Annotated in this window: 9 protein-coding genes and 1 tRNA gene (1 of these 10 running past the window's edge); all 10 read left to right on the forward strand. The window is 52.2% G+C overall.

Annotation, left to right across the window (positions count from 1 at the left end):
- Positions 1-22: transfer RNA gene (locus QZ305_RS05615), tRNA-Gln, on the forward strand (it extends 154 nt beyond the left edge of the window).
- Positions 23-160: 138 nt separating this feature from the next.
- Positions 161-1,645 (forward strand): glutamate--tRNA ligase, encoded by a 1,485-nt coding sequence (gene gltX / locus QZ305_RS05620; protein ID WP_294730721.1) that lies wholly within the window; start codon positions 161-163, stop codon positions 1,643-1,645.
- 5 nt (positions 1,646-1,650) lie between these two features.
- Entirely contained in the window at positions 1,651-2,463 is an 813-nt protein-coding gene (locus tag QZ305_RS05625; RefSeq protein ID WP_294730723.1) for a mechanosensitive ion channel family protein, read from the forward strand.
- 111 nt (positions 2,464-2,574) lie between these two features.
- On the forward strand, positions 2,575-3,174 hold the full coding sequence (locus tag QZ305_RS05630) for a hypothetical protein (protein ID WP_294730724.1): 600 nt from the start codon (positions 2,575-2,577) through the stop codon (positions 3,172-3,174).
- The gene (locus QZ305_RS05635; RefSeq protein WP_294730725.1) at positions 3,171-3,890 is read left to right on the forward strand and encodes a hypothetical protein; all 720 of its coding nucleotides are present in this window, start codon (positions 3,171-3,173) and stop codon (positions 3,888-3,890) included. Before QZ305_RS05630 ends, QZ305_RS05635 begins: the two co-directional genes overlap by 4 nt.
- 178 nt (positions 3,891-4,068) lie before the next feature.
- Entirely contained in the window at positions 4,069-5,859 is a 1,791-nt protein-coding gene (locus QZ305_RS05640; protein WP_294730726.1) for an aminopeptidase P family protein, read from the forward strand.
- Positions 5,856-6,314 carry a CpXC domain-containing protein gene (locus QZ305_RS05645; protein WP_294730729.1) on the forward strand — a complete coding sequence of 153 codons (459 nt, stop codon included), beginning with the start codon at positions 5,856-5,858 and terminating at the stop codon, positions 6,312-6,314. Before QZ305_RS05640 ends, QZ305_RS05645 begins: the two co-directional genes overlap by 4 nt.
- 119 nt (positions 6,315-6,433) lie before the next feature.
- Positions 6,434-9,718, forward strand: a complete 3,285-nt coding sequence (locus QZ305_RS05650; protein ID WP_294730730.1) for a DEAD/DEAH box helicase family protein — start codon at positions 6,434-6,436, stop codon at positions 9,716-9,718.
- Positions 9,719-9,744: 26 nt separating this feature from the next.
- Positions 9,745-11,265 (forward strand): class I SAM-dependent DNA methyltransferase, encoded by a 1,521-nt coding sequence (locus tag QZ305_RS05655; RefSeq protein WP_294730732.1) that lies wholly within the window; start codon positions 9,745-9,747, stop codon positions 11,263-11,265.
- The coding region (locus QZ305_RS05660; protein ID WP_294730733.1) for a restriction endonuclease subunit S at positions 11,240-11,784 on the forward strand (545 nt) is incomplete at its 3' end. The genes QZ305_RS05655 and QZ305_RS05660, both read left to right, overlap by 26 nt.

The raw sequence follows: 11,784 nt of genomic DNA on the forward strand, positions 1-11,784 counted from the left end.
TCGAATCCACGTACCCCAGCCACAGACAATTCAGGAACCTCCGGGTTCCTTTTTCTTTTGCGCCCCGGCAGACCGGGAGGACTCCCGGTCATTGGCAGACTGGATGGATTGAGCTGGTTGCGCCGGTGCGGTAAACTAGACTCTGAGAGGATGATTTTCAATGAAGAAAACACGTACCAGGTTTGCACCAAGCCCGACAGGCTATATGCATATCGGCAATCTGCGGACTGCTTTGTTTGAATACCTTATCGCCAAGCATGACGGCGGTGATTTTCTGCTGCGGATCGAGGACACCGATCAGGAACGCAAGGTGGAAGGGGCGGAAGACATGATCTACAAAACCCTGAAGGACTGCGGCCTGAACTGGGATGAGGGACCGGATATCGGCGGTGATTTCGGGCCCTATGTCCAGTCTGAGCGTCTGGGGATGTACAAGGGGTTTGCCGAGGAGCTGGTGAAACTCGGCGGCGCCCACTACTGTTTCTGCTCGGAAGAGGAAGTGGAAAAACAGCGCCGGGAAGCCGAGGAACTGGGAATCGGTTTCCGCTATGACGATCCCTGCCGGCACCTGTCACAGGAAGAAATCCAGGCCAGGCTGGATGCAGGTGAACCCTATGTGATCCGGCAGACGATCAAAAACGTCGGAGAAACGTATTTTGACGACGAAGTCTATGGCCGGATCGAATTCGACGGCGATCTGCTGGATGACCAGATCCTGCTCAAAAGCGACGGATTCCCCACTTACAACTTTGCCAACATCATCGATGATCACACCATGAACATTTCCCATGTGGTGCGGGGCAATGAGTATCTGTCCTCAACGCCGAAATACAACCTGATTTACGATGCCTATGGCTGGGAGCGTCCCACCTATGTTCACGTTCCTCCTGTGATGAAGGACGAGCAGCACAAACTGTCCAAGCGCAACGGCGATGCCAGCTTCCAGGATCTGCTGGCCAAGGGATATCTGCCGGAAGCCGTGATCAACTACCTGGCGCTGCTGGGCTGGAGTCCGGAGACGGATCAGGAAATCTACACGATGGAGGAACTGATTGAAAACTTCGATGTGAAGCGGATTTCCCGTTCACCGGCGATTTTCGATATCGACAAGCTGACCTGGATGAATGGTGTGTATCTGCGGAACATGGATCTGGAAACCTATCATGAGACCATTCTGCCCTGGCTGAAACCGGCACTGAAGAACCCGGATCTGGATACGATGGAAATCGCGAAGATCCTGCAGCCGCGTATTGACAAGCTGTCGGATATTCCCGAAGCGGTGGATTTCTTCAACCATCTGATGGATCACGCGCTGGAGATGTACCGGCACAAAAAGATGAAATCCACGCCGGAGCTGGCGCTGAAGTCTCTGCGGCAGGCCCGCGAGGTGATCGCAGCCATTGCGGATGAGGACTGGAGCGAGGAAACCGTGCATGAAGTCCTGCTGGATCTGCCGAAGCAGATGGGACTGAAAAACGGTCAGGTGCTCTGGCCGGTGCGCACGGCGGTGACCGGCAAGCAGTTTACCCCGGGCGGCGCGATTGAAATCGTGAACATTCTGGGACGGGAAGAATCTCTGCGCCGGATCGACCGGGGCATTGCCCGGCTGGAGGAAGCGCTGGCCGGTGAAGAACTGGCAGGATGAACTGGATGACCTTTCTGGTCAGGATCGGTATTTTCCTGATCATCATGCTGGCCGGGTTTCTGCTGGGGCCAATCATCCGCAATGTCATCGAGAAAATGGCGCGGAATGCCCAGGACAAGGGTGTGTACACCTTTCTGGGTTCCCTGGCTTCCAACAGCATCAAGGTCATGGCGTTCATCATCGCCCTGTCCAGCATCGGCGCGGATACCACCGTGCTGGTGGGGGCTTTTTCCGCTCTGGGCGTTGGGCTTTCCCTGGCGCTGAAAAACAACATGGCCAATGTTGCCGGCGGCATGCAGATCCTGCTGACCAGACCCTTCAAAGTCGGGGACTATATTTCGGTGGCCGGCAGCCAGCAGATGTATGAAGGCACGTGTTCTGCCATTGAGATCATGTATACGAGCCTGATCACCTACGACAATACGGTGGTCATTGTTCCCAACTCCACGCTGATTGAAAACGTGGTCACGAACTACAGCAACGAGAACTACCGCCGTATGGTCATCACCATTCCCGTTGCCCTGCACACGGATACGGTCATGGCCTGCCGGGAGTTTGCGGCGGTGGCCGGTTCGGTGAACAATGTCCTGAGCGAGCCGGCGGTTTCCTGCATCCTCAGCGGCTACAACCCGGATGGAACGGCGGCAGTGCTGAAGCTCTATGCCTATGCCACGTTTGACAATTACTGGCCGGTTCTGTATGCCATCAATGACGCCATTCAGATCCGCCGGAAAGAGCTGGGCATTGACCAGCCTTCCAGCAGCATCATGGTGCAGGAACCGGGGCAGGTCAGTCGGAAACCGGTAAGCGGCAGCTGACATCAGCGGTAGCCATCTCTGTGCAGAGAACGGCTTCCGCTTTTTCTCTGCGCAGCCGGCGGTGTCCGCGCAGCGTGGACAACCGCACACATTTATCCTACAATGTGGGATGTGAATGTTTTTGATTATTACCGGACCACGCCGGCGGTGCCGGTCACAGAGCACAGCCGGTTCTGGCGCAGGGCAGATGGCCTGCTGCGGCAGGCGGGGCTGACGGAACACAGACGGCATGAGGAAATCGCCCGCTGCAGTGAAAGCCTGCAGGCTGATCAGGATGAGACACGGACTCTGCAGGAACTGAAACAGCGGCTGCCCCGGTTTTCCTGGAGACGGGAACTGCAGGATCTGCCGCTCTTTCTGGCTGTCTATCTGGGCGGACTGCTGGGGATCTACGAACATGTGCTCATTCCACTGGCTGCTCATGAGCCGCTGCAGCTGAACATGGCTGTAACCCCGGGACTGCTGCTTCAGTGCATCTGGGTTTACCTGATCCTGAAGGCACTGCTGCTGCTTCTGGCGTTCGAAAAACCCGGCTGGAAATACTGGGGCGGCATCATTGGTCTGTTCTGTCTGTATCTGGCGGGGATCTGGTTCTGCAGTCATCTGCTGCAGCCGGTGCTGTTCCAGGTCAACGTTCTGCTGCTGACCATGGTGCTGGCTGCCGCCGCCTGGCTGGCATACTGCCGGCGGGCTGGGAAAAGGAGGAAATGAGCAACATGATGAATGTGATCCTGTGGACAGCCGGGGCGCTGCTGTCCGGCATCCTGCTGCTTCTGGTTCCGGCCAGACTGCTGCGGCAGATCACCAGTCCCTTTACCTTTTCCAGCAAAGGGATCCGGAAAATCCGCCGCTGGCACACCACCACCGACACCCTGGGCAATGTGCTGGAGACGCTCTGTGTGATCTGGTGCTTTGTCTGGCCCTTCGTGCCCGATGCCACTCTCTGGTACGGCCTGATTCTGGCTTTCACCCTGCTGTGTGCCATCTCCCGCTGCGCCATCATTGCCCTGAAGCAGACAAAAGGCTATCCCGGTGCGGAAATCCGGGTGGTGATGGTCTGCCTGTGGATGGTGGGCATCATTGGTTTCGGGGCTGCGGGCGGCTTTTTCAACGGCAGCATCTTCGCTTTGCCGGTGCACACCCTGGCACAGAAAGCCCTCACCGGGACGCTGCTGGATGACCTGTTCTATTACCTCAGCGATCCAGGTCTGTTTCACTATCTGCTGGAATCCGTGCTCATGCTGATTCCTCTTTGCACGCTGTGGAATCAGTTCAAGCACATGCGGCTGGAACGGACGTACAAGTCCATCAACCTGTTTTTCTTCCTGTGCAAAATGCTGGTGATTTACGCTGTGCTCATTGGCGGCGGCTGGCTGGGATTCGATTTTCTGAATTCAGTCTGGCACTTTGAATCCGTACAGGTGTAAGCCTGCATGACAGTGACCTGGAAACAGGTCTTTTTTCATTTCGGATCGTCCGGATGCAACCCTGTCCCTGTCCCCGGCCGGTCCCCCTGCTGCGCAGACACAATGGGTCCGGGAATAAATGGGTTTATAATGGACTGCGTAAGACAGCTGCGGCTGTCAAGGCAAGGAGGAACAAGCGATGAACGAAGCTGCATCCCGGCTCGCGGCCCTGCGGGCGGAAATGAAACAGGACAGCCTGTCTGCATACATCATTCCCACCAGTGATTTTCATGATACAGAATACGTGGCGGAGTATTTTGCCGCCAGAAAGCACTTTTCCGGATTCACCGGCAGTGCCGGCACCCTGGTGGTTCTGGCGGACAAAGCCGCTCTGTGGACAGACGGACGGTACTTTATTCAGGCAGCCAGAGAACTGGAAGGCTCGGGTATCGAGCTGATGAGAATGGGGGAAGAAGGAACACCCACGATTATGCAGTATCTGGAAGAAAACCTGAAAGCCGGAGATACTGTGGGCTTTGACGGGCGGACGGTGTCGTTCAACGAAGCCAGAGAATGGAAGCGCAAACTCGCTGCCCGCGACATTCAGGTGGAAACCGGCAAGGATCTGATCAGCCGGGTCTGGACAGACCGGCCGGCCATGCCTGCCACCAGAACCTTCCCGTATCCCATTGCATACGCCGGCAAAAGCGTCTCCGAAAAACTGGCGGATGTGCGCAGCGTGATGAAAGAGGAAGGGGCAAGAGCCCATGTCATCACGAAAGTCGATGAAATCATCTGGCTGTTCAACTTCCGGGCTGATGACATTCCCTGTTTTCCCGCAGCCCTTTCCTATGCCCTGATCACCCCGGAATCCGCAACTCTGTACATTGATGAATCCCGTGTGGATCCGGAAACCAGAGAACAGCTGAAGCAGGCCGGTGTATCCCTGTCCGGCTATGACCGCATTTATGAGGATGTGAAAGTACTGGAAGGACCGGTCATGCTGGATCCCTCCTTTGTGAACTCCACACTGGCCCAGTCCCTGCCCCAGGAACCCCTGGAAATGCCGGATCCTATCGTGGCCATGAAAGCGGTGAAAAACGAAGCGGAACTGGCTGCCACACGGGAAGCCCATCTCAAGGACGCGGTGGCTGTCACCGAGTTCATGTACTGGCTCAAGCACCTGCCGGAAGACGCACAGGAGACCGAAGTGTCCGCCGCAGACTACCTGCAGAACCGCCGGAAAGCCCAGGAGGGGTATTTTGAAGATTCTTTCTCCACCATCAGCGCCTACAGGGAAAATGCAGCCATGATGCACTACCACCCCGGCGCTGTGAACGTGCCTTTGAAGAAGGAAGGCATGCTGCTGGTGGACTCCGGCGGACAGTACATGGATGGAACCACGGACATTACCCGGACATTTGTGCTGGGACCCATTACGGAGGAAGAACGGAAATGGTTCACGAAAGCCCTCCGGGGACACATCCGGCTGGAACAGGCGAAATTCCTGCAGGGCTGCCGGGGACTGAATCTGGACATTCTCGCCCGGGGACCGATGTGGGACGAAGAAATCGACTATCAGTGCGGGACTGGTCACGGTGTGGGACATGTATCCAATGTGCATGAAGCCCCCAACGGATTCCGGTGGAGAATTGTTCCGGAACGGAATGACTCCTGTGTCCTGGAACCGGGCATGATCACCTCCGATGAACCCGGTGTCTACATGGAAGGCAAATTCGGGATCCGGCACGAGAACGAGATCCTGGTGAAGAAAGCCGGAAAGAACCGGTACGGTCAGTTCCTGGAATTTGAGCCCCTGACCTTTGTGCCCTTTGACCGGGATGGTCTGGATCCGGCACTGATGACCGGCGACGAAATCCGCTGGCTGGATGACTATCACCGGCAGGTGCTGGAGAAAGTCGGCCCCCGTCTGCAGGACGAGGCCATCCGGACCTGGCTGCAGGACGTGACCCGGCCGCTGCAGGGATGAAAGAACGGATGTTTGACATGGAATGCCCGGAATGCGGGCATTCTTTTCAAATCAGGCGGGATACGCTGCTCAGTGCCGGCAGCTCCCGGGATGAAATGATCCGCAGCGGGGCGTGGTTCCGCCACCGGTGCTCCCGCTGTCAGTGCGTGTTTTCCATGGTGCATCCGTTTCTGTACCGCAACCACGCCAGAGGCTACATCGCCGTTCTGTCCCCTGAAGGAGACATGCCGGAGATCACCGAGGAGAAAACCGTGGCGCTGGCCCGGGATCCGGATGCCTTCTGCGAGCTGGTGCGGATCCTGGATCAGGGGCAGGATCCTGACCGGATCTGCCGCATCCGGGATGTGGTCCGCAAAAAGACAGGACGCAGTGCACTGCGGTATGAAACAGCGGGAAATGGCATCCTGTGGTTCTTCGATGCCGATGGCAGTCTGGCCATCCGGGATCCGGGCTGATGGAAGTGGGCGGCAGGAGAGTGTAAGAAGAAGGGCTGAAATATGATCCAGCCTTTTTTCTGTTTTCTTTTTGATGTACTATTAATTTAAGAATTTAGTCATTCAAACGGGAGCAGACTATGAGAAATTTTGACTATCTGAAAAAAGAACCGGTGTATCAGCCGTTTGCAGATCCGGCTATTGCAGCAGAGCGGGTCTTTGCCATTGATCCGTCATCATCCATGATCAATATAAGAAAAGCAGTGGAGCAGGCGCTGAAGTTTGTATTCCGACAGGAACACATTATTGCTGGTGAAAAAGACAATCTTGTCTCCATGCTGCATAATTCTCAGTTGCAGGAGATTCTGCCGGAGGGGATGATCCGTGACCTGGATATTATCCGTATGCTAGGCAACCAGGCGGTACATACAGACAAGAAAGTTGAAAAAAGACGGGTTGTTCAGGCATTCATGGCGCTGTATGAGTTTCTGGACTGGATCGCTTATGGTTATGTTCAGGATGGAAATGATATATGGGATCCGGACAGAAAGTTTGTTCCTGCCCTGCTGCTGCCCAAACCCGGACTTTCTCGTACGGACGAAGAGCCAAAAACTGAACTCAGCAAACAAACGGCAGATGCTCAGCCCGGTTCAAGAAATAAACAGGATTATCCCATGGCTCCGCGGGAATCCGAGACAAGAAAACTGTACATTGATCTGATGCTGGAAAATGCAGGGTGGAAAAAAGGTACAAACTGGCTGGAAGAAGTCAGTGTCAGCCCCATGCCGACAAAGAGCGGAAAAGGAAATGCCGATTATGTTCTGTATGGACAGGATGGAATGCCGCTGGCGGTCCTGGAAGCAAAAAAGACCACGGCTGACCTGGCAAAGGGCAGGCAGCAGGCATCCCTGTATGCAGATGCTCTGGAAAAACAGTGTGGAAGACGACCTGTCATCTTTCTCAGCAATGGTATGGAAACCCGGATCATTGACGGTATGTACCCGGAGCGAAAGGTCGCGGATGTATATTCTCCCAGAGATCTGGAAAAACTGTTCAATTTGCGATCCAGCTGGAAACCGCTGACTCCTGTACATTCCAGTGATGCCATTGCAGGTCGCTATTATCAGAAACAGGCAATCGCTGCCATATGCGAACGGCTGGAAAGGAAAAAGAGAAAAGCTCTGCTGGTCATGGCCACTGGCTCCGGGAAAACGCGGACTGCAGCTGCTTTGATTGACTGGCTGGTTCAGAGAGGGTGGGTCCGCAATGTACTGTTCCTGGCAGATCGCAAAATGCTCGTCAGTCAGGCCAAAGCGGCCATGGAAGCCAGCCTTCCGGATTTATCTGTCACAAATCTCTGCGATGGAAAGAACAATCCGGATGCCAGAATTGTGGTTTCCACCTATCAGACAATTATGAACTGCATCGATACCACCAGTGACAACTATGGCAGAATTTTTACGCCCGGGCATTTTGACCTGATTATCTGCGATGAAGTGCATCGTTCGATTTACAACAAATACCGGGATATTTTCAACTATTTCGATGCACCGATGATTGGCTTGACTGCCACTCCGAAGAATGAAGTGGATCGGAATACGTATCAGTTGTTCGAGCTTCCGGATGGAAATCCGACATTTGCCTACAGTCTGGAAGACGGGGTCCGGGATCACTATCTTGTGGATTACGAAACCGTGGAAACAGGAACAAAGTTCATCAAGGAAGGCATCCGGTTTGATGATTTGACGGAGGAAGAACAGGAAGATTATGAAGAGCGGTTTGCAGATGAAGACGGGAGACTGCCGGAAAAGATTGATTCGGCTGAACTGAACAAAACACTGTTTAACCGGGATACTATCCGCAAAGTTCTTGGACTGCTGATGGATTACGGGCTGCATGTAGATTGCGGAAGCAAGCTGGGAAAGACTATTGTATTTGCCCGGAATCACGAACACGCAGAGAAGATCCTGGAGGTGTTTCATCAGGAATATCCAGAGCTGGGCAATGATTTTGCGCAGATTATTGACTTTCAGTCATATGATCCTGAAACACTGAAACGCAATTTCAGCGATCCGGATAAACTTCCTCAGATTGCGATTTCTGTAGATATGCTGGATACAGGCGTGGATGTTCCAAGTGTTTTGAATCTGGTGTTCTTTAAAAAAGTGTTCTCGAAAACCAAGTTTTGGCAGATGATTGGCAGGGGAACGAGACTGTGCGAAGGGTTGATAGACGGAAAAGATAAAGAAAAATTTCTGATTTTCGACTTTCTTGGCAATTTTGAATATTTCAGTGAAACACCGAATGCCTCAGAGCCGAAAGGGACCATATCCATTCAGGAAATCATTTTCTCCACGATTTTTCAGATGGTCTACAAACTGCAGCGAGAAAAATTCCAGACCCCGGAATACAGAACATACAGAGACAAACTGATACTGCGTCTTGCATCTCAGGTTCAGTCTTTGAACCGTTCGGCCTTCAATGTGCATCAGCACCTGGATCTGGTGGACAGGTATCTGGACCCGGATCATTACAGAAAACTGGTCTCCGAGGACGTGATGCGAGTCCGCCATGAACTGGCACCACTGATTCAGCCTCCGAAGGATTCTCTCACAGCTGTCCGTTTCGACTCACTGATCTTCAGAATGGAACTGGATATTCTGTGTGATGGCAATGGCGGTAAGGGATTGAGGGATCTGAAGAAGAAAGCGGACAGTCTGCTGAAAGATTCCATGGATATTCCGGAAGTTGCGCAGCAGAGAGAACTGCTGGAAAAGTGTACAGATGACGAATATCTGTCGAAGCTGACGATCTGGAAGCTGGAAGAAATCCGTCACAGTCTGCGGGATTTGATGAAGTATATCGTCAAAGAAGAAGCCAGGACCTATGAAACGGATTATCAGGATACACTGCAGGATATGCAGATCAAGAAGCCGACTCTGGTCAGTCTGGAACTGGATACCTACAAAGAGAGGATGCGCAAGTACATTCGTGCTCATGAACACGAAGGGTGCATCATGAAGCTCAAGGAGAATCTGCCGTTGACGTATCGGGACTACAGCGACTTGCAGAAAGCTTTGTGGGAAGAAGCCGGAACCAAGGCGGATTATGAAGCCGAATATGCAGACAAGCCACTGGGACCGTTTGTCCGCAGTATCACAGGGCTAGATCAAAGAGCCGCCAAGGAAGTATTTGCGAAATATATTGATGAAGCAGAACTGAATTCAGAACAGATTCAGTTTGTAAATGAAATCATTGACTATCTTGTCAGAAACGGAACCATGGATCTGCAGGTTCTCCAGCAGTCACCTTTTACGGACCGTGGAGGTATTGTTGGACTCTTTGGCAACGAAGTCGGAAAGTGGATGCGGGTGAAGCAGGGGATTGACGAGGTCAACCGCCGGGCTCATCCATTCGATGCCTAGAGACAGGGAAAGGAAAAGGCAGACGTATGATTACAGGAGAACTGAAGAATAAAATTGACAGTTTGTGGGAGATTTTCTGGACTGGAGGTCTGACCAACCCTCTGGATGTGATTGAGCAGATGACCTATCTGATGTTCATTCACGATCTGGACGCCACTGATCAGCAGCATCAGAAAGAAGCCATGATGCTGGGGCTGGACAGAAAGAGCATGTTTGACGGTACAGTCAGCATCAATGACCGGGAAATCAACAAGCAGGATCTGAAGTGGAGCAGGCTGGGAGACATGGAGCCCAGACAGATGTATGAAACCATGGCCAATGCGGTTTTTCCGTTCATCAAGGGGCTGGATGAGAATGGTGACAGTGCGTATTCCACTTATATGCAGGATGCGATTTTCAAAATTCCCACCCCGTTGATGCTGGATAAGATCGTGACAGCCATGAATGGGATTTATGAGCTGATGGCTGAGGACAAATCTGCAGATACCCGCGGGGACGTCTATGAGTATCTGCTTTCCAAAATTGCCACAGCCGGTGTTAATGGTCAGTTCCGTACACCGCGGCATATCATCAAAATGATGGTGGAGCTGATGGATCCCAAACCGGATGACATGATCTGCGATCCGGCTGCAGGAACTTCGGGGTTCCTTGTGGAAGCGGCAGAATATCTCAAGCAGAACAAGAAAGAAGACGTTCTGTTTGACCCGGAGAACCGGAAACACTATATGAATGACATGTTTACCGGTTTCGATATGGACCGTACGATGCTGCGAATCGGAGCCATGAACATGATGACCCATGGAATCAAGCATCCCAATATCGAATACCGTGACTCTCTGACAGATCAGAATCCGGACAGGAATAAGTACTCTCTGATTCTTGCCAATCCGCCTTTCAAGGGATCACTGGATTATGACAGTGTTTCTGATGATCTGCTGGATACAGCCAAAACGAAGAAGACGGAGCTGCTGTTTCTGGAGTTGTTTTTGAAGATGCTGAAAAAAGGCGGCAGAACCGCCTGTATTGTTCCTGATGGTGTTCTTTTTGGCAGCAGCAAAGCGCATAAAGCCATTCGCAAGGATCTGGTGGAAAACAACAAACTCCAGGCAGTGATCTCCATGCCCAGTGGGGTATTCAAACCCTATGCCGGCGTATCCACTGCGGTCCTGGTCTTCAATAAAACCGGATACGGCGGAACGGATAAAGTCTGGTTCTACGATATGAAAAATGATGGTTTCAGCCTTGATGACAAACGTTCAAAGATTGAAGCCAATGATATTCCGGACATTGTGGAGCGATTCAGAAATCTGGATAAAGAGACGGAAAGAAAGCGAACTGACCAGAGTTTCCTTGTAGACAAAGAGGAAATCGTGAAGAACGATTATGATCTCTCCAACAACAAGTACAAGGAAATTGAATATGAGAAGGTGGAGTACGAGCCGACTTCTGTGATCCTGGGGAAGATCAATGATCTGCAGAAAGAGATCGAAGCGGGTCTGAAGGAATTGGAGGAGATGCTGAATGAACAGAGGCTGGGTAATGAATAGGATTCAGTTGAAGGACTTGTGTTCTGTACGATCCTCTTCGTTGAAAGCAGGAGATGTTCATCAGATGAGTTCCGGAGGATTTCCGGTATTTGGGGCAAGCGGACCGATAGCCGGGATTGATACATACCAGATGGATAAACCTGCCCTGGCAATTGTAAAAGACGGTGCAGGTTTCGGAAGAGTTTTTAAAACCCCGGCTCATTCCTCTGTGGTGGGAACTATGCAGTTCATTATTCCTGCAGACGAGGTTGATAGAGATTATTTGTATTATCTGCTGGACAGCATTGATTTCAGAAAGTATAAATCCGGAGCTACAATTCCACACATTTATTTCAAAGATTATTCCTCTCTGAGGCTGAAACAACATTCATTATCAGAACAGCGGGTAATTGCGCAAACTCTTGATAGAGTAGCTGAAATACTTCAGAATCTGCGGTCGGAGTATCTGGAATTCGATTCCCTTGTCAAATCCCGAGATGTCGCTTGGAAGCTATCATTGAGAGGTTGTTTTTATGGCAG

The sequence above is a fragment of the uncultured Faecalibaculum sp. genome, assembly GCF_910588395.1.
Lineage (GTDB): Bacteria > Bacillota_I > Bacilli_A > Erysipelotrichales > Erysipelotrichaceae > Faecalibaculum.

Excerpts from the sequence above, each read along its gene's own strand:
- gltX (WP_294730721.1), top strand. The coding sequence starts at position 161 with ATGAAGAAAACACGTACCAGGTTTGCACCAAGCCCGACAGGCTATATG.
- QZ305_RS05625 (WP_294730723.1), top strand. The coding sequence starts at position 1,651 with ATGACCTTTCTGGTCAGGATCGGTATTTTCCTGATCATCATGCTGGCC.
- QZ305_RS05635 (WP_294730725.1), top strand. The coding sequence starts at position 3,171 with ATGAGCAACATGATGAATGTGATCCTGTGGACAGCCGGGGCGCTGCTG.
- QZ305_RS05640 (WP_294730726.1), top strand. The coding sequence starts at position 4,069 with ATGAACGAAGCTGCATCCCGGCTCGCGGCCCTGCGGGCGGAAATGAAA.
- QZ305_RS05645 (WP_294730729.1), top strand. The coding sequence starts at position 5,856 with ATGAAAGAACGGATGTTTGACATGGAATGCCCGGAATGCGGGCATTCT.
- QZ305_RS05650 (WP_294730730.1), top strand. The coding sequence starts at position 6,434 with ATGAGAAATTTTGACTATCTGAAAAAAGAACCGGTGTATCAGCCGTTT.
- QZ305_RS05655 (WP_294730732.1), top strand. The coding sequence starts at position 9,745 with ATGATTACAGGAGAACTGAAGAATAAAATTGACAGTTTGTGGGAGATT.